Source organism: Coleofasciculus sp. F4-SAH-05 (assembly GCF_040222985.1).
GTDB lineage: Bacteria > Cyanobacteriota > Cyanobacteriia > Cyanobacteriales > Coleofasciculaceae > Coleofasciculus > Coleofasciculus chthonoplastes.
Window position 1 is genome coordinate 20,774 of the sequence record NZ_JAVKBY010000255.1, and the last position, 19,347, is coordinate 40,120.

Here is a 19,347-nt window from a genome sequence, read left to right on the forward strand (position 1 = left end):
GAAACGCTTCCAATTTTTGGGTTCAAAACAATCAAAGCTGCTGTTGTCAAAACAACCATGAACAGTCTACTCAAACTTCCGCTTAAACCGCAGATCACATTGCCTCAACTTTTCCTCGCGGCTTATATCCTAGGGGTTTCCCTAACCCTTTGGGCAATGCGATCGCACTATCTCATCCTGTTTATTACCCTGTTTTGCCTGATTCCTCTCAGTAGCGGTGCAATTGTGGGAAACCGTTTAGCCGCCCAAGCCACTCTCTCTAACAACCCAAAGAATTACCGCCGCAAGATTAATCGCATATTTCTCGCGATCGCGACAACTGCAACGGTTATTATTCTCGGTGTACAGTTCAATATTTATCGCTTTCTACCCTTAATTGTTCGCTTATATCTCGGTGCTTATCATAAGCCCATTATCCTGGCGTTGGGATGCTTAACGTTAGGGCTAGTTGTATCAATTGAGTTGTCTGGACAACGTTCTCGCCGACGGTTACGTCTGCTGGTGGGAGTCGTCGTGGGAATAATGCTACCGTTGGTGATTATTCTGTATTACACATTACCCATTACGGGGATGGCAAGTGAACCGTTAGTCATTGAAGGAGTTGTTCTCCAAACCACATCTCACACTTGCGCCCCAGCCAGTATCGCTACACTAGCCCGATTGGTGGGATTAGATCCAAATTTATCGGAACGGGATGTGGTTAAACTCACCCATACGACGCGAAAAGGAACTTACTCATTAGGTTCAATTCGGGCAATGGAAAAGCTGGGTTTAGCGCCGAACTATCAAAGGGGTTTAACAATTGATGATTTAATTACTGTAGGTCAACCGGCTGTACTGACAGTCAAAGAACCGGTAGATGGCGTAATATTTAACCATGCCATCGCCCTATTATCGGTTGATGCCAAAGCGCAAACGGTAACCATTGGGAATCCGCTTTATGGGCGTCAAGTCCTGACGTTTGAACAGATGAAAGGCTATTGGATAGGTCAAGCTATATTTGTTACCTATCCGTCCAAGCTAAAACACACCTTTTAAGATGGCGATCTGTGAGTAGGTTGGGTTTCGACTTCGCAAGGGCCCAACAGAGTACTAGCTTATGTTGGTCTCGTTCCTCGACCCAACCTACCTCTGGACAAGAATTGTAGTCGGTTTTAACCGACTTAAGCTATAAGCCAAGAACTTGAGTTCTTGGCGGCTGAGTTGGACTGGCATAATAAATTAGAATATCTTAACAATCGACTTGAGGATAAACCGTTTCAATTTCCGATTGATCGAACATAATAAGTATCGGAGCTAACTTGTTTTATTGAGAAATCCGGTAGCACGTTCCCATCGTCTTCTCCGTCTTTCAGAAACCTATCTCCACGCAAACGTTATGAAAAATACACAAATACAACCGGGACAACAGGCAAAACTCTTCCACGTTCAAACCAACACCCCCCTGGAGTTACCGCCCAACTGTTCGGTGATTAACATTGGTAAGGCTGAGGGCAGCATACAACCGGAGATTGATGTGTCCAACTTCCCCAATTCCTACATTGTATCTCGAAACCATGCCACTATTTCCCTTGAGGGAAACCACTATTTTATCGAAGATGTTGGCAGTTCCAATGGTACATACTTAAATGGTATGCGTCTCACTCCCGCCAATCGACACCTTCTCAATCCGGGCGACACAATAGAATTAGGAAAAGATAGCTTAGTCACATTTATCTTTAATGTCCACCCACTTAGTACGGTAAACACATTCCCTTGATTAAGTTGCTAGAAAAGAATTATTATCAATTAATGATTGTCACGAGCCGTCGCTAATGAAAAATCCACATCTAGGATCAAACATGAAACCATGGACTCGCCGCCAGATACTGAAGGGGGGATTAATCGGCGCTGGAGTGACGAGTGCCGCGATCGCAGGACAAACCTGGATACGACGTTCCACCTCTAGAGTACGCATTCCTGAGCTGCCAGAGACAACACCGGATCAGTTTAACCCCATGTCTGTGTTGCGAGACTTTGACTCTGGCACGATTAAACAGGAAAATGGGCGCACCATTCGTGAATTTGAGATTGTTGCTAAAAATTCTTCTCTACAACTCAATAGTGCTGTTTCCTTCGTAAGCTGGAACTTTAACGATCGCGTTCCCGGACCCACTTTACGCGCCACCGAGGGCGATCGCATTCGGGTTATTTTCCACAATCAAGGCGGACATTCCCACAGTATGCACTTTCATGGCACTCACCCGTCGGAAATGGATGGGGTGAAACCGATACGCCATGGTCAGGAAACGATTTACGAATTTGAGGCTAAACCCTCTGGTGTCCACCTCTATCATTGCCACATTGCCCCTGTGACCCGCCATATCAGCAAAGGACTTTATGGTATGTTCATTATTGATCCTCCCCAAAAACGCCCTCCCGCTGATGAGATGGTTCTGGTGATGGGTGGATATGATATCAATAATGATAATCAGAATGAACTCTACGCCTTTAATGGTATCCCTGACTACTACTTAGACCATCCCATCCCGATCTATCAAAACCAACTCGTGCGTCTGTATCTGCTGAATATGATTGAGTTTGATCCGGCGGCGACGTTTCATATTCATGCCAATCTGTTCCAGGTTTATCCCACCGGGCGCACTCTCACCCCTACCCTGGAAACGGATGTAATTACCCTGGGAACGGCGGAACGGCATATTTTGGAATTTTCCTACCCCTACCCCGGTGAGTATATGTTCCATCCTCACCAAGATGCGATCGCGGAAAATGGCTGCATGGGCAAGTTTGATGTGATTCCCCTGTGAGCCATATTTCTTTTTTCCTCAGTTATTGCAAAATACTGTCAATAGCTGTAGACTAAGAACCGTTCACTCAGTTATTGCTAAAAATTCTTAACAATGTCATCGGTTCGTTTTTTATCCCTCACGGGTGCAGCCGCGACTCTAATTGCCCTGACAAGCTGTGGCAACCCACAAACACCCAATCCCTCAACGCCAGAGGCTAACGGTTCACCCGCAACGACTAGCGAAAGCGAAACTACGGCGTCACCCTCTTAAGTAATCACGGACGGCTGGTGGGCAATGCCCACCCTACAGTCTTACAAATGACAAATGACAAATGACGAATGACGAATGCGTGAAGTCTTAACGGCAAACTCACTCAAATTAGCCCTCAACCGGAGAAATTTGCGAATGACTCCTCAAAGAGAGACGATTCTGCAAGTGTTTCAGGAACTACCCCCAGGTGAGCATCTTAGTGTCGAAGAATTGCATGATTGGTTAGAGGATCAAGGAAAAAATGTCAGCCTGTCCACCGTCTACAGAACCGTTAAGTTAATGGTTCGCATTGGTGTGCTGCGAGAACTGGAACTAGCAGAAGGACATAAGCATTATGAGTTAAATTATTCGGGTTTAAAACACCATCATCATCTTGTCTGTCTCCAGTGTCATCAAACGATTGAGTTCAAAGATTCGTCAATTTTAAAGATTAGTCAACAACAAGCCAGGGATGAAAATGTTGAACGGCTTGACTGCCAGCTTACCCTTCATGCGGTCTGCTTTGAGGCGGTACAGCAAGGGTAGCCCCTTTTGTTGCCAAGAAACTGGTCATGTCCCCGGTACGGGGATTGACGGAATACCGCTTTGTTTTGATAATGAAAATCATTATTTTGATTAAGTCCAGGGAAAATCAATTCCCAACTATTAGGTCATAGGTGTGAGGACATGAAACAATCCAGTCTACTGTGGAACTATGGAGTAGTTAGCCCGACAATATTGGCAGCAATACTTGGTGTGGGGGTTGGTGCGATCGCAACTGAAGTCGATTCGCTTCAAACAACCGCCCCCCTTGCCATTCCAGCCAATCCCAACCATGAAACCATTGTGCCCCTAACCCCGATCGCTCAACGTCCTCATCTTAATCTTAGTGACGATTCCAGCGATGAGATTTGGGAGCAACTGAACCACTACAGCAACGAGACAAACGCTTTAGATCAAGTAACCAATGTCTCTCAGTTACGGGATGTATCGCCTGGAGACTGGGCGTATGAAGCCTTGCGATCGCTCGTTGAACGCTATGGTTGTATTGCAGGATATCCCGATGGCACCTATCGAGGAAACCGTGCCATGACTCGTTATGAATTTGCCGCTGGGTTAAATGCCTGTTTGCAGCAAATCGAACGCTTAATCGCAGGGAATAATGGTGTTGATGGAAGTGACTTAGAAACCTTGCGACGATTAATTCAGGAATTTGAAGCCGAACTCGCCACCCTGGGAGCGCGGGTAGATAATTTAGAAGGACGAGTCGCCTTCTTAGAGGATAATCAGTTTTCCACAACCACCCAACTATCCGGCGAAGTCGTCTTTGGTTTAGCGGGCGTGGCTGCGGGAGAGGATGCCAATGGAGATGATATCGATAATATAACCATTTTTGGTCATCGCACCCGCCTAGAATTAAATACCAGTTTCACCGGGGAAGATGTACTCAGAACCCGACTGCAAGCTGAAGGTTTAGGTTCTCTGACAGAACAGACGATTACACCGGAAGGGGATCTTTTCTTTGCCGGAGCAACGGATAGTGATGTTGTGATAGACGCTTTACTCTACGATTTTCCCCTCGGTGAAAATACCCGTGTTGTCATTGATGCCAATGCGGGTGCGTCTGATGACTTTGCCAGTACCGTTAATCCCTTCCTGGATGGTGATGGGGGTAGTGGGGCGCTGTCTCGCTTTGGGACAAGGCATTCCATCTATTATTATCTGGATGGTGCAGGTATCGGGATTAATCATGCATTCGGTGACAAGCTAGAACTCAGTGCCGGCTATTTAGCGAGTGAGGCGGCTGATCCCGGAGATGATACTGGCATATTCAATGGTCCTTATGGGGCGCTTGCCCAGATCCTGTTTAAGCCCAGCGATAGACTGAATATTGGATTAACCTATATCCATTCCTACAATCAAGACACCGATACTGGCAGCCGACGCTCCAATTTTCGCAGTTTTACCGAAGACGCGATCGGTAATGCTGTCCCCACATCTAGCAATTCTTATGGTGTAGAACTATCATGGCGATTAAGCGATCGCTTCGCCCTTGGCGGTTGGCTAGGCTATACCCAAACCACAACCCTTTCGACGCTGGATGGACAAATTGATCGCGGTGACTTAGATATTTGGAATTGGGCGGTTAGCTTAGCTTTCCCGGATTTAGGCAAAGAAGGGAGTGTCGCTGGAATTTTGGTGGGGATGGAACCGAAAGTTACTGATTCTAGCGTTAATATTCCAGGATTCAGTACCGAGGATGATGATACGTCGCTGCACATTGAGGCATTTTATCAGTATCAGCTAACCGATAACATTGCCATTACACCGGGAATCATCTGGCTCACTGCACCTGACCATGATAATGATAATGAGGACATTGTAATCGGGGCTATCCGCACCACCTTTAGCTTTTAACTCACATCTTGCCCCATTCAAGGTTAAGCCAAATTGTATTGGCGTTACCCTAATACCAAATCCGGGTTAGCTACCCCCGTTATAACCTAGTCCGCGCAGGCGGACTTTGTTTGTGTAGCCGCGATTTCAATCGCCTCCTCTTGCTGAGAGGCATAGTAACAACCAGTAACGTTTTCTCTGGAATTTTTAAATAACTAACACATTATAACAATTTAATGAAAAATCTGCCATCATGCACCTCCTTTTCCTTTACAAAATTTTCATGTAAATAAGGATTTATATTGATGTAAAAAAATGAATTTTTGATGAAGTAACAGAGATGTATAACATATTGACTTTAAAACGATTTATTCTAGAAATAGATAAATAATAATTTCATTGGCAGGACGAAAAAATGAAACGTCTCGCTCAAACCGCTGCATCAGTTACAATCATTGCCACGGCAACAATTAGCTATTTACCCAATAGAGCCGAGGCAATCACATTCAATAGTGGAGGAAACGCTATTGAAACAAGCGCCATTAAACAAGGCTCCCTGAGTAAGCTAATGTTTGATTTAGCGCCAATGGCTGTTAATGGAGGCAATTATTCTGGGCAGAATGCCTCATTTTCATTGCAGACCTACAATAATAACGTAGTCATTGATGCTGTTGCCGCGAGTGACGTCAATTCTCTCTTGTCTGATTTACAAGGATTAGGATTGCAAAATGCTTCGATATTTGGCTCCTTTGTGTCAGGGATGCTGCCGATTGATGCTCTCGCGTCTGTAGCACAATTAGAAAGCTTGAAATTTGCTAAACCCGCCTATAAACCGATAACCAATGTCGGCAAAACAACCAGTCAGGCTAATGTCGCCTTACGTGCAGATATAGCGCGTGAGCAGTTTGGTGTAGATGGAACCGGGGTGACGATTGGAGTTTTATCGGATAGCTTTAATTTTTCTGGTACAGCCGCAGAGGATGTGGCGAATGGAGATTTGCCATCGGGTATTCAGGTGCTCAAAGATCTACCCAATGACGGGAGTTTAGGTGACGATATCTTTGGTATCGATGAAGGTCGTGCCATGATGCAACTGATCCATGATGTGGCTCCAGGCGCAGATTTGGCGTTTCACACGGCGGCTTTTAATGAAACCGATTTTGCCCAAGGGATTTTGGCACTCGCTGATGCAGGTGTGGATATTATTGTCGATGACATCTTTTACCCCACGGAGCCAATGTTCCAGGATGGAGTCATTGCTCAAGCCATTGATACTGTCGTTGCTCAGGGTGTTTCCTATTTCTCGGCGGCGGGTAACGATGCTCGACAGTCTTACGAAAGTGCGTTTAATGGCAGTAATCTGTTTGAGGAGTTAGTCGGCGGTGAATTTCATGATTTTGATTCAGGTGCAGGCGTTGATATTTTCCAAAGTTTGACAATTCCTGAAAATAGCGGATTTGGCATCTCGTTCCAGTGGGATTCACCCTTCTTTTCGGTGAGCGGTGGTGCGGGTTCTCTTAATGATCTGGATATTTTCCTGTTTGATGAGTCAGGAACGAATATATTGGCGAGCAGTGTTAATCCCAATGTGGGGAATGATGCGGTTGAATTTTTCTCGTTTTTCAATGATGGCTCATTAGGGACAGATGGGTTTAACTTAGCGATATCAAAGGTAGAGGGTTTAGATCCTGGATTGATGAAGTATATCTTGTTTGGCGAGGGTACGCTGAACGAGTACGATACTGCCAGTGGAACGGTGTTTGGACATCCTAATGCTAGGGGAGCAGAAACTGTTGGCGCGGCGTTTTATCAAGATACACCCGAATTTGGTGTTGATCCAGCTTTATTGGAGCCATTTTCCTCAGCAGGACCCACGCCGATTCTGTTTGATAGGGCGGGTAATCGCTTGGCAAATCCGGAGATTCGCTTGAAGCCAGAGATTATTGCGGCTGATGGAACGAATACAACCTTTTTTCCACCTCCTTTCTTAGATCCTAGAGATCCCGAAGGTGATGGGTTTCCCAACTTCTTTGGTACGTCGGCGGCTGCTCCCCATGCGGCAGCTGTGGCGGCTTTAATGTTGGACGCTGCGCCGGATACGAGTCCAAGTGAAATTTATCGTATATTGGAAACAACTGCTCTGGATATGGAAAGTCCTGGTTTTGACTTTGACAGTGGTTTCGGTTTAATTCAAGCCGATCGCGCTGTAGCCGCTACTGTTCCCGAACCGGGTTCGGTGTTAGGTTTGCTGGTATTCAATGCTGTGGGGATAGGTGTTCGATTATTAGGGAAGAAGGCTGATTGACTTGTGGGGGTGACACGCTCGCGTCAAAGGTCGGCTGGGTGTGGGGTATGGGGTGTGGGGTGTGGGGAAAATATTAGAGAAACACAAAAGCCCATAAGATCACAATGCTGACTGGAGCGTGCCATTGGAGTTAAAACGGGGTCAATCATGCGCCAACTAAAAATCCCTCTAATCACGTTTATTTTTTGCCTACTCGTCAGTTGCGAGAATAACTCTCCAAACCCGACAGATACATCTCCTGTGTCTTCTCAAGATGCACCATCGGCGCAGCCATCATCCCCTGACACCTCACCTGGCGAAAGTCCCACGGTTGATCCTCCTGAATCAACTCAATCGGTTCAAACCCAACGGATCTCTACAAAGGGGATTGGAGTAGCACAAGTTGGGATGACGCTGGTTGAACTGAAAGAATTGCTGGCAGATCAAGCTGAGTTTCAGGTGATGTCAACCTTTATGGTCGATTTTGATGCGATCGCGATCGTTCAAGAAGGTAAACCCCAATACTACATCTTGTATCCGGCGGGAATACCGATGAGTGATGACGACATCATTGAGGCGCTAGTTACAGACAATCCCAATTATCAAACGGCTGACGGTGTTGGATCTGGAACCCCCCTCAAGCAAGCAGAAGAGGTTTACGGAGAGGCGACTCTGACCTATAACACTGTTAATGAGTCGCGGGAATACGTCAAGTTTGCCCAACACCCGTCTCCTGACATAACGTTTCGGCTTGGTGCTGCAAATGATGATAGTTTGGCTGGGGTCTATCCCTCACCGCAAAAGGAGTTTAACCAGACGAAGGAGTATAAGGATACGGCGACGATTCGTTTTGTCGAAGTGTATTGTGGAAAGGATTGTCCCGTACAACCTCTGCCCAATTGATGCATAACCCAGAAAAAATCCCTGTTAGTTGCCCGGAATCGTTCCGGGCTTTTTCGTTGGGGCATGGGTTGTGCGATCGCGCTTGTATTGTCCTCTCTATAAGGTTTTGAGTCAAGTCCAAAAATTCTTTCGCCCAAACCCTTGACAGTTTTGTAGTATATTTGTAGTATATATTTAAGAGCGAAGGTAAAAGAGCCAAACAGCTTGACTCCAAGCGCTCATGCCGAACCTTGAAAACTGAATATGTAACACATTTTTTCACTAATGTGGGGGCGTAGCTCAACTGGCAGAGCAGGCGGCTTTTAACCGTCTGGTTGCGGGTACTCTTCGAGAACGCTTCGCGAACAAGTCCTGCTGCTCCCACTCAATTTTTGGGAGTATAGCTCAGTCGGCAGAACAGCACCCTCATAAGGTGCCAGTCGCAGGTTCAATTCCTGCTACTCCTACTGCTCCAGCCTCATCGTCTAGTGGTTAGGACGCTGCCCCCTCAAGGCAGAAAGAGGAGTTCAAGTCTCCTTGGGGCTATCTGGAGAGGTGGCTGAATTGGTGAAAGCACTTCCCTGCTAAGGAAGCATGGGGCAACCCATCGAATGTAGGGATAGTGTAACGGCAACATCTCGGTCTCCAAAACCGATGATCTGAGTTCAAATCTCAGTCCCTGCGCCAATCAATCATTTCCCCTGGTAGCTCAGTTGGGTAGAGCGCTTGCCTGAAAAGCAAGAGGTCGTCAGTTCAATACTGACCTGGGGGACTGGCATTGCCCTATAGCTCAATGGTAGAGCGACGCGCTGTTAACGCGGGGGTTGTAGGTTCGAGTCCAGTCAGGGGTATTGGTGATACGCGGGGATGAAGCAAGAGTGGCTTGCTAGGCTCATAACCTGGATATCAGCAGGTGCAACTCCTGCCCCCGCCACCAAAATGCAGGTGTGGTGTAATGGCTAACATAGAAGCGTCGTATCCTTCTGATGCGAGTTCGACTCTCGCCACCTGCTCCAAAGTACACACCAACTCGCGACTCATACCAAGTTGCAGTCTAAGGTAGAATTTGTCATGCTGAGTGAAGTCCTGAGCGAAGCGAAGGAACAGTAGCGAAGCATCTGTCCAGATTCTTCGCTTCGCTCGTCCTAGACATGATAGAACGCAACTCGGTATCAGGCAAAGTTTGAACGTTCGCTTTCCCAAATCTGAAGTTGTCGTTCAGCCGCAACGATACAATTGAGAAACTTGGGTGGATGTAAAAAGTTGTCATAAGCAACTGCCATCTGTCTAGCCGCTTCGTGATAGGGAATTCGCCCTATTCCTGTGCCTAACCCAGGACAGGCAATTTTATCTATTTTTCGGGTGGCATTTTGATTGTGTCGTCGAACGGCTAAAAGCATTGCCCACATTGCTATGTATGGGATATCCGTGCCAGCAATAGACATGGGTACTCGCATGGTGGGTGTATGAGCTAAAAAAGGATGTTTTGGATGACCGGTTTCCACGATGAATGAGGTGCCAACAGGCTGTTCACCCAGGAATTCTTCCAGGATGTGCTGCTGCACTTTTGTCATCAGAGAATGACCAAAAAACCGCACAATTTCTGCATCCATACCCCCATCCATCAGGCCAAATGAATTGGCAGGGCTGACTAAACAGTCAAATTCCGACAACCACTGGAAATAGTCATTGACAATTTCCACGTTGGGTAAATAGCTGAAATACTGTTGAAACGCTGCAAACAGTTGTGAACTGGGAGCTACAAGTATTAACTTCAAGTTGTGAACTGACCTCCGCTTAGAACGCTATTTTAGGGGCAAACTAAGGGGAGTGTCAATGTACTGGAGTGGTTATTGGCGGTTATGAAAATATACTGTTCGCGGTCACAAACTGAGCTTTTGTTATGGTTCACAGAGTCCTGAGCGAAGTATCTGGTGAGATTCTTCACTCCGCTTCAGTTCCTTCGCTTCGCTCAGGACTCAGAATGACAGACTCTTAGGACTTACGCAAAGACCCTATCTGTAGGGTGTGTTAGCGTAGCGTAACGCACCTTAACCAATATATATTTTGAATACAGGTGTTGAATTAAGCCGTTTTGCCCGTGCTAATCTTGCCACCTGTTTATCCATAATTTTTATAGAAAAGGAGGTGTAGAAATGACTACGATGACGGTAACTGATGCTTTGGCAGAGTTGACGCTGTTGGAAAAACGGATTGATTCGGCACGAGGCAATTTAGATAATAATACGTTAATTGCTGTTGTGGAAGTCGGCAAAGTGCCAACAGGCTATAAATCAAGAGAAGACCATGCCTCTAAAGCACGCGCAGCTTTACAACGAGTTGATGCTTTAATTGACAGACGACGCACCATTAAACGAGCCGTTGTTTTGTCGAATGCCTCCACCATGGTTTCCGTCGCGGGTCAAGAAATGACAGTAGCTGAAGCCATCGAGATGAAGAATTTCATCATGTACTATGAGGCAGTTTTTCACACGATGATGTCGGCGTATACTCGCACTCAGAATGAGTACAAAGCCGCTCAAACACGGGTAAAAGATCGACTCGATAAGTTAGCGAAGGAGGTGTTGGGTAAAAATGCGGCATCTGAAAAATATCAATCTCTGGCGGATAGTTTCTTAGAACGAGAAGGTGTCGAACTGCTCGATCCCACTAATCTGGCAGAAGAGATTGAGAGACGACAAGCGTTTGTCGAAGAGTTTAAATCAACGGTTGACCGAGTACTGTCAATTAGCAATGCTCGGACAATGATTGAGATTCCCGACTAAAATAGAATTGCTGGTCACTCGAAAATCTCTAAATTTATGGATTTTAGGATGGAGAGCTCAAATGCGTAGAGCTGTTGCTAGTCAAGCAATGAGTTGTTGGATTAGCACCCAACTCCATCCACTATTTACCTCAAAGCTTAACGCTCAACGCTTAACGCTTAAACTTCAATCGTTAAAGGTTAGATAGTTAACTCTCAAACCATAAAGGTTAACCCTCGATTAAATCCAGGGCGTTGGTTGTAGGTTCCATAAAACCTTGAGGTTCCCACCTGGCTGAGTGGTCAGCATTTCATATTATGTCTGGTTGAATACTCACTGAATAAAGCCAATGACCTAGCTGGCTTAGTGCTTCACGAATATGACAAATGACAAATGACAAATGACGAAATCCTTATTCCCATTCTCGCCACTGGTTCGCCCAGTTTTGGAAAATTCCCAGAATTTGCTCCCGTCGCTGTTCAAAGTTAGCGGCAATGCTAATAAAAATGATGCCAGCGATTAAGCTAATGACCCATTTGGAAAAGGGATAGCGAAAACTTAACACAACTAACTGGTAAAATACCGTTAGCACAAATGTTGCAGTGCCAACCATTAAAAATGCTCGAATTCGCAGTCCTAATCCAGTAAATATGGCAATTAGGCTAATGATTCCCGGAATCAGTCCCGTCTCTTGATGGAAAAAGAACGCGGTTAAACAAATGATGCTACTACCCAGTAAGCGGAGATAATGACGAGTTTGTCGTTGTCGGGGAAGTCTTAATACTGGATCAATTTGGGCAATGTAGAGGCAAGATCCGCCAATGAGGGCGGCATACCACAACGGTTCAGTGATCTGTTGATTAACCAAAACCCGCCAGATTGCCCAATCAACAAAAAATAGACTCAAATATGTCCAGCGTAAATTAGACTGGCGGTTGGCAACCCAGGTATAAAATCCGGCAACGGCTAGTAAATTGATGGAAGATAGGGTTTGATAATTGAGGCAAACCGTTAGTAAAGGAGAGATAATGGCGTAATGTTGCCAAGGTTTATCATTCCATCCCCATCGTCGCCAAGGCAGTTGAAAAAGCGCGATCGCGAATAAACAAGCCATTACCCCTCTCCAAGGGTCAAATATACTCAACTGTGTCCATGTCAAACGCGCATAAACACCTGTGGCGGCGACTTCGGTTAATCCGGCGTATATCCAGAGGTTAGCAGCCATGTAGAGACGTGCCATGGCGCGTCTGGGAGATGGGGGAGATGAGGGAGATAACTGGCGTTTTTGTCTTATACGCCCCTGTAATAACGCATAAATAGCCAGTATCCAACTGATGGCAAGTCCGATGGTTCTCAGATTTGGTGTTGTTCCCACAGACATTCCCGCCGTTAACACCATCAGCAAACTGGCAATTGCCCAATGAATGTGGGCGGTGATTTTAATTTCAGTGATACTGAGGTTGAGAAGGGTGGAACGATCGCGCGATTGCCAAAACCAAGCCAACACTCGATAAATAACCGCGATCGCAGCCGCTACACCTCCTAGAATAGTAAAGCCATCTGCCGGATTTCCGCCATCGGCTTGCATCATCTGGTAAATTACCAATTCATACCAAGCAATGGAAATACCTGCTAGGGAAAGATAGGTGATCCCTTTCCAGGGAAGACGGCGACGCCCTACGCCTATACCGGTTAATGCTGCACCGAGGGTGAGTAACCCGGTATAAGGGGTGAAATACGTCCAACGTAAACTAACGCCAATTAGGGCATAAATTAAGGGTAAAATCTCCAGTGCATCCCTAGATGCGCCAGACGCGCCATGGCGCGTCTCTACAGGTTCCTCTGTATCCCCCTCTAAACTGGCAAACCACCAATCGGTGAGGAATAGTATCACAAGTGCCAGGATAATGTTGGCGGTGGCTAAGGTTAAGGATGAACCATTTCGTAACAGAATCGTATCCGCGATCGCTAATTCGATTGCCCAACTGATGCCATAGACACCAAACTGTGTAAATGATCGCCAACAGCGAAACCAAATCGCACCGCTCATTAACACTGATGCGGCTAGGTAATGCCAACTGGATGAAATGAGTTCGACGTAACTCTGGGTACTGTGCAGCGTTAGGAATCCTAATTCTGTAGAAGACAGGGCAATTGCCCATCTATCTGAGGCTTGGGCGTACAAGGCGGCTAAATCGCCAGATTGGGGAATTAAGCTAGCCCGTAGCAGCCACAATCCGAAACTTGCGATCGCACCAACCAAATACCAATCGGCGACAGATAGGGCGGGTAATCCGGGAATTCCTTGCCACAGCCATGCAGCAAAAAAGCTGAGGGCAAAACCAATCGTAATGACGGCGGTTACCGTTTGGCGCAAATAGCGACTATTCAGGAACATTACCACTGTGGCTACCCCTAAGCCAATCAGCCGACTCTGCGGTGAGGCTAGGGTTAGCCCTTGTACTAGAAATAACGCGATCGCACTCCACGAAACTGCCTGAATGCGCCGCGATCGCTGAGTAAGACTGGCAACTCCAGTTAAGGTTAATGGGGTGAGTAACCATAAAAGTCCCCAAGGGTTAACCCTGAGCGAAGTCGAAGGGTGCGTGGGAAAGGGAATCAAATAGGTAACACTTTCCCCAGCCAGTAACACATAACTGATGCCAGCGAGGACAAAACCAATGTGCCAACAACTTAGATACCAACTCTGTTTGGGGACAGAAAACGGAGGATTTGCTGCTACCGTTTGCCCTTCCTGCCTTCTGGAAACCTCCTGCCTCCTGCCCGGTTGGTGAGCCTGTCGAACCACTGCCTCCTGCCTTCTGAAAGGTTCCTGCCTTATGCTCAGACTCCATTCTGCCACCATTAACGCTAACAATAAACTTGCCCAGAGGGGTTCGCTGAGAGTTGGAAACCATCCATCGATAAACGAACAGAGGGTTAATAATCCAGTAATGTGGGTGAGATAAACCAGAGGCACCCGCAGCGGAGGGCGGCGATGAGTAACAATAGCAAGGGTGACAGTGGAGAGTAACAGATTGAGCGATCGCGTCGTCGGATTTAGGGTACTGATTACCGTTAACATCACACCTAATCCTAATGTAAGTCCTTCCCCAAACCGGGCTAATTTAGGGTTCGACTTCCGATATAGCCAATCGGTCAAACCCACCCACAGAATAATGTAGGGAAATAGGGCGATACCCCACCAAGCTTCCACGTTTGAACCAAACTGTTGAGAGAGGAAACTGATTACCTGTTCTTGTACCGCCGCAGGGATTAATCGCCATAGTAAAAACAGCGTTTGCAAGCCAATCAAAAAAATGGCAGCTAAATCCAGACGCCGCCGAAAATACTGTAAGCGCTGGGCGAAAAACCCAATCGCCAACCCACTAACCGCCGTGGCTTGCCAAGGAATTTCTTCTCCTACCGAAACCAACCAACCGATCAACAGTAATCCCCCGCCAATTCCATCCCAGACTTTTGTGCTAAAGGAGGAAACAGACTCACGCGCGTCGGCTGAAGGCTTTCCCTGTCGCGCCAACAACCAACCACAGATTCCCATCGCCAAACCGAGTTGGGTAATTGGCACATTGATCACGAAAATTGCCCGTCCTAATAACACCGTGAGGGCATAAATGACCACTAAACTACCCGTGGGTGCATTATTCGGCACAGATGGAGAAGCGCGAGGGGTTGAAGCGGCAGAGGGGAGAAACATCGCAGTTCCGATGACGCCTAAATAAACAGCGACTAATGGAACCTGTGACCAATTCCAACCCCAGTGTAGATAACTTAACCATAAAACTAGAGAAGCGTGGGAGGTAAGCCGGAATGAGTTGGTTTGGATAGACGGATTGATAACCGTAATTCCCGTTAAACTTAACGCCGCAATACCAACAACTATCCATTCCCAGGGATGACGCCCTAACCCAAAACCATCCATTGCCCAAAAATTCACTGGGACTAAAAGTAAGGCAATCAGTTGTAAGGTTTGAGAGGTTAATTTTAAATTAGAACGTTTTCCCGCCCACAGGCTAATTCCCCAAAAGACAATGGTATATGTCCATAACACACCATACTGTCCCGCTGGCGGAAAATTCTGCCATTGAGTCGCGGCGAGGACACCGGAGGAGACAACAACCAGAAAGACACCCAGAAACAGCAGCCAGCGTACACTCAGTTCCTCTTGCCATGACTGCCAGATGCGGGATAGGGGCGACACAGTAGGAATAGGAACGGGTTCCTCTACCTTGGTTTCCACCTTCCGGGATTGGGGGCGAGAGGGAAGCGGCGCAATTGCTGGTTGAGGGAGGCGACAAGATAAATAGATTCGACCGAATTGTTTAACTTGGGCATCACTGATTAAACCCAAGCGCAACCAGGTTTCTAAACCTTCGAGTAACTTGGGATTGGAGGCAGAAACAGTGAGTTCAATTCTCAGAGAGCGTGGCGAGGACATAGTTTTCGGGAGTTCGTTCGTAGTAGGCACGCTTCGTGCCAGAAGAAGCGCTGAAGCGCTTACTACAAACAGATTAATTAATCCTAGCATCAGATTTTCCAGTTGATAATTTATGAATCAGGGCTAGTTTTGTTTTTCAGTGAGGAGGGCGGGTTTTGTTGTTCCGTTAGTGGTGAGGAGGGCGGGTTTTGTTGTTCCGTTAGTGGTGAGGAGGGCGGGTTTTGTTGTTCCGTTATTGGTGAATATCTGAATTGAGTCCCTAAACCCGCCCCTACGATTGTCCCTAAACCCGCCCCTACAATTGTGGCTAAACCTCCCCCTAGAATTGACGTATAAGGTATAAATTATTACTTATGAACCGGATTGCGATCGCGCCTTGCGTGCCCTGACGTCTCAGAGCCTACATACTTAGTACGAGAGGAAGAGTAACGCTGTTCTATTAACAGTGGGCGGAGAGAGAACGGGGAGTGCGAAGAACCCGATAGGTTGGCTTAGAGGTAGCCACCCTTTAAAGAGTGTGTAATAACTCATCGGCGGAGTTCCCCTAGTAACTGAGAAGGCGCACAATACAACGCTCTGGTAACTTGCACGCGAGGGCGATCGCACAATTACAGGCTCTTAGACTCAATGGCACGCTCAATAAGCATTTTTGGAGCGACGAAACTTTGATATATCGTAGGGTGGGCATTGCCCACCAGCATACCAGTCAGTGCCATTCATCTTAGACTAAAATAGTACAAAAATACCAATTGCCAGTATGCCAGTCTATTTTTATAGCACCCGTGAAAAACCCTACGGATACGGACGGTTCAAACCGCTAATCGTGATGCTGAGCGTAGTGCATTAGTTAGACAAATTGCACCATTAGAGCAGCAAAAAAATGATATTGATGCAATTATCAACGCAATTGATCAGGCGAGTTTGCAAGTCGAAAAGTATATTCTTGGAAACTCCTGATATCGATATCAATATATTTACCGCTATATCCACTATTCCCTTTCAAAACCCTCGCATTATAAATAAATTTAGATGTGCTAGTGCCTCATCTTACTAGCGCGTAGTTTAATTCAAAAAACTTATATCTGTAAAAACCATGAAGATAGAATCTCTCAAACTAGAACTAATTCAGTGGATTTTATTATTGCAAGATGTTCAACTTTTAAATGAGATCCAGACTATCAAAGAAAATTCAGCGGAAAATATAGTCCCTACTAAGCCTCGCCAATTTGGTTGTGGCAAAGGTATTTTTAGTTATGTGGCAGATGATTTTGATGCAACACCTCCGGGTTTTGAAGACTATATGCTACCATGAACTATTTAATTGATACTCATATCTTAATTTGGTTTGTTGAAGGGAACACTAACCTTTCTAAGCAGGCACAAGACTTAATCGGTAATCCTGCTAATTCCATTTATGTCAGTCAAGCGAGTTTGTGGGAAATGACCATTAAGATTAGTATTGGCAAGTTGTCTTTGTCGATTTCATTGTCTGAGTTGAAAATTTTTCTAATAAATAATCAGTTTCAAATTTTAGACGCTAAGTTTAGTCATTACGAAATATTGCAGCATTTGCCCTTTCATCATCAAGATCCTTTTGACCGCTTGATTATCGCTCAAGCGAAAGCCGAAGATTATATGATCATCACAAATGATAATCGCTTCAAACTGTACAATGTAAAATTGGTGTAAGTCGAACACCATCTGGGCTTTTCTGAGTTACTTATTCAATCAGACTGCGTTTATTGTTTTCAATAGATTAGCCGACACAAACGACACGCAAAAAACAGAAAATTGGAGTAGGTTTCTACATCCAGAAATACGCGATCGCATACATTCAAAACTGACTAAACTCCGTACTTTACGCAGATCAGATTCCTAGAACCCCGGTTTCTGGTGAGGACGACAACAAATCAGCATTTTAGGTGCGTTAGCGAAGCGTAACGCACCCGATGAAATTAATTCTAAGCCAACTTACTTAACTCTCCATTACTCTCCTCTGTTATTATCGAACCAATCCCATCTAACGTCGCTGGAATCGTGCGCGGGTCCATAAACATGATCTTGCTGCTGTTACTACTACCAATTTTTATCCCCATATCCAAATAGTTTTGTGCCAATAAAAACTGTAGTGCTTGGGCTGATGAGGGATAGGCGTTTAACTTTTTGCCAAGAATATCCATCGCGGCGGCTGTCCCTTGCGCCTTGAGAACTTGCTGCTTTTGTTGCGCTTCCGCCTCTAAAATAGCGGCTCGTTGACGCGCTTCTGCCTCAATGATTTGTGCCTCAGCTTCCCCTCTGGCACTATTAACCACTGCTTCTCGTTCTCCTTCTGATGTGAGAATTGCCGCCTGTTTTTTCCGTTCGGCTGACATCTGTAATTCCATTGCCCCTTGCACGGTTTTAGATGGCACAATATCCCGCAATTCTACCCGTGTTACCTTGACTCCCCACGGTGCTGTGGCAATATCTAATTCCCGCAATAGCATCTCATTCACTTCAGTGCGGGCGGTAAAGGTTTGGTTCAGTTCAAGTTTCCCCATTTCTGAGCGAATTTGAGTTAAAACTAAATTCACCATGGCGGCTTTCAGATTCTGAACTTTGTAATAGGATTTTTCTAAATTAATGACCCGCCAATATACCACAGCATCCACACTAATCGAAACATTATCACGGGTAATGCAATTTTGCGGTGGAATCTCTAACACTTGTTCCCGAATCGTTTGCTGACAGGCAATCTGATCGAGAAAAGGAATGACAAAGTTTAAACCGGGTTCCAGTTTTTTACCATCATATCGACCCAGGGTTTCAACTAACGCCTCTTCTCCCTGCTTAATGATTTTGACGCTCCCGGCTAAAGTTGTCCCGGTTAATGCGATAAATGCCATAAATAACCACTGATACATTTTAATTCTCCTGTTGAAAGACAATTTGATTGAATGTGAATCGATTAGCCATTAAATGTTACTGGCTTGATGGTTTGCGAATATTGCGGAGAAAGAACCCATTATGCTCGAAATAAATGTTCCGGCAAAACAATTAATGTGTTATCTTCTTGTCCGATAACATAAACGGTTTGATTGGCAGGAATACTCATGTGCCGTTCTTGACAACGCCCTGCCCAAGAACTACCTTCATAGAGAACTCGTCCGGTTTCTCCTGGTGAAATTTCCGTTAATGTTTTGGCTTCCGTTGCTTCTGGAACTTTAAATTTTTTCCGCTTCAGCAGCATTGGACGTATCCAGATAACCGAGGAAGTAGATAGTAACATCCAGTAAGCGACTTGCCATTTAAACGCCAAAACATAGTGTAATCTAAACAGTTTTAAGCCTAATATTAGCGCAACAAGTCCCATGGACAGCGGCACAAGCCGGAATTTAGGAATTAATACTTTCGGCAGAAACAACTCCAGCAGACAAAGAACAATACCGCTAAAAAACCAGAACCAGGATGGATGAGGATTCAATATAGCGATCGCGCGATAATTTAGCATACGCTTACCTTCTATAAAGGACAAACGAGGAA

15 protein-coding genes and 7 tRNA genes are annotated in these 19,347 nt (G+C 45.8%); 18 read left to right on the top strand and 4 right to left on the bottom strand.

Features of this window, described 5'->3' with window-relative positions; genetic code table 11:
* Nucleotides 1-57: 57 nt before the first annotated feature.
* From RIG27_RS31275 to RIG27_RS31345, 15 genes are all read left to right on the top strand, one after another.
* Nucleotides 58-1,038, top strand: a complete 981-nt coding sequence (locus tag RIG27_RS31275; RefSeq protein ID WP_446350977.1) for a cysteine peptidase family C39 domain-containing protein — start codon at nt 58-60, stop codon at nt 1,036-1,038.
* Nucleotides 1,039-1,378: 340 nt separating this feature from the next.
* A complete protein-coding gene (locus RIG27_RS31280; protein ID WP_446350978.1) occupies nt 1,379-1,759 on the top strand; it encodes an FHA domain-containing protein in 381 nt (126 codons plus the stop codon).
* Between the two features lie 82 nt (nt 1,760-1,841).
* On the top strand, nt 1,842-2,807 hold the full coding sequence (locus RIG27_RS31285; RefSeq protein WP_446350979.1) for a multicopper oxidase domain-containing protein: 966 nt from the start codon (nt 1,842-1,844) through the stop codon (nt 2,805-2,807).
* 93 nt (nt 2,808-2,900) lie between these two features.
* Entirely contained in the window at nt 2,901-3,059 is a 159-nt protein-coding gene (locus RIG27_RS31290; protein WP_446350980.1) for a hypothetical protein, read from the top strand.
* A 75-nt stretch (nt 3,060-3,134) separates the two neighbouring features.
* Complete coding sequence (locus tag RIG27_RS31295) at nt 3,135-3,584, top strand: transcriptional repressor (protein WP_446350981.1); 450 nt, start codon at nt 3,135-3,137, stop codon at nt 3,582-3,584.
* A gap of 141 nt (nt 3,585-3,725) precedes the next feature.
* The gene (locus RIG27_RS31300) at nt 3,726-5,456 is read left to right on the top strand and encodes an iron uptake porin (RefSeq protein ID WP_446350982.1); all 1,731 of its coding nucleotides are present in this window, start codon (nt 3,726-3,728) and stop codon (nt 5,454-5,456) included.
* Between the two features lie 394 nt (nt 5,457-5,850).
* Nucleotides 5,851-7,740, top strand: coding sequence for a S8 family peptidase (locus RIG27_RS31305; protein WP_446350983.1), 1,890 nt, complete (start codon nt 5,851-5,853; stop codon nt 7,738-7,740).
* Between the two features lie 147 nt (nt 7,741-7,887).
* On the top strand, nt 7,888-8,622 hold the full coding sequence (locus RIG27_RS31310) for a hypothetical protein (RefSeq protein ID WP_446350984.1): 735 nt from the start codon (nt 7,888-7,890) through the stop codon (nt 8,620-8,622).
* Nucleotides 8,623-8,890: 268 nt separating this feature from the next.
* A tRNA-Lys gene (locus RIG27_RS31315) sits at nt 8,891-8,985 on the top strand.
* A gap of 10 nt (nt 8,986-8,995) precedes the next feature.
* A tRNA-Ile gene (locus RIG27_RS31320) sits at nt 8,996-9,068 on the top strand.
* A gap of 7 nt (nt 9,069-9,075) precedes the next feature.
* Nucleotides 9,076-9,147: transfer RNA gene (locus RIG27_RS31325), tRNA-Glu, on the top strand.
* Nucleotides 9,148-9,214: 67 nt separating this feature from the next.
* Nucleotides 9,215-9,288, top strand: a tRNA-Trp gene (locus RIG27_RS31330).
* Nucleotides 9,289-9,299: 11 nt separating this feature from the next.
* Nucleotides 9,300-9,373 (top strand) — tRNA-Phe (locus RIG27_RS31335).
* 89 nt (nt 9,374-9,462) lie between these two features.
* Nucleotides 9,463-9,538: transfer RNA gene (locus RIG27_RS31340), tRNA-Met, on the top strand.
* A 4-nt stretch (nt 9,539-9,542) separates the two neighbouring features.
* Nucleotides 9,543-9,617, top strand: a tRNA-Thr gene (locus tag RIG27_RS31345).
* 156 nt (nt 9,618-9,773) lie between these two features.
* Here RIG27_RS31345 and RIG27_RS31350 read toward each other — a convergent pair.
* Nucleotides 9,774-10,379 (bottom strand): macro domain-containing protein, encoded by a 606-nt coding sequence (locus RIG27_RS31350; RefSeq protein WP_446350985.1) that lies wholly within the window; start codon nt 10,377-10,379, stop codon nt 9,774-9,776.
* Nucleotides 10,380-10,757: 378 nt separating this feature from the next.
* On the opposite strand from RIG27_RS31350, the gene RIG27_RS31355 reads away from it, so the two are divergent.
* A complete protein-coding gene (locus RIG27_RS31355) occupies nt 10,758-11,387 on the top strand; it encodes a hypothetical protein (RefSeq protein WP_446350986.1) in 630 nt (209 codons plus the stop codon).
* Between the two features lie 391 nt (nt 11,388-11,778).
* Here the strand turns inward: RIG27_RS31355 and RIG27_RS31360 are convergent, their stop codons facing one another.
* Nucleotides 11,779-15,825, bottom strand: coding sequence for a DUF2157 domain-containing protein (locus tag RIG27_RS31360; protein WP_446350987.1), 4,047 nt, complete (start codon nt 15,823-15,825; stop codon nt 11,779-11,781).
* A gap of 1,093 nt (nt 15,826-16,918) precedes the next feature.
* On the opposite strand from RIG27_RS31360, the gene RIG27_RS31365 reads away from it, so the two are divergent.
* Together RIG27_RS31365 and RIG27_RS31370 are read left to right on the top strand one after the other, a co-directional pair.
* Nucleotides 16,919-17,137: a hypothetical protein gene (locus RIG27_RS31365; protein ID WP_446350988.1), complete on the top strand. Its 219-nt coding sequence runs from the start codon at nt 16,919-16,921 to the stop codon at nt 17,135-17,137.
* Nucleotides 17,134-17,514: a type II toxin-antitoxin system VapC family toxin gene (locus RIG27_RS31370; RefSeq protein ID WP_446350989.1), complete on the top strand. Its 381-nt coding sequence runs from the start codon at nt 17,134-17,136 to the stop codon at nt 17,512-17,514. The genes RIG27_RS31365 and RIG27_RS31370 overlap by 4 nt, the downstream gene beginning before the upstream one ends.
* 272 nt (nt 17,515-17,786) lie before the next feature.
* Here RIG27_RS31370 and RIG27_RS31375 read toward each other — a convergent pair whose 3' ends face one another.
* Nucleotides 17,787-18,728 carry an SPFH domain-containing protein gene (locus tag RIG27_RS31375; RefSeq protein ID WP_446350990.1) on the bottom strand — a complete coding sequence of 314 codons (942 nt, stop codon included), beginning with the start codon at nt 18,726-18,728 and terminating at the stop codon, nt 17,787-17,789.
* A gap of 101 nt (nt 18,729-18,829) precedes the next feature.
* Nucleotides 18,830-19,315, bottom strand: coding sequence for an NfeD family protein (locus tag RIG27_RS31380; RefSeq protein WP_446350991.1), 486 nt, complete (start codon nt 19,313-19,315; stop codon nt 18,830-18,832).
* Nucleotides 19,316-19,347: the final 32 nt, after the last annotated feature.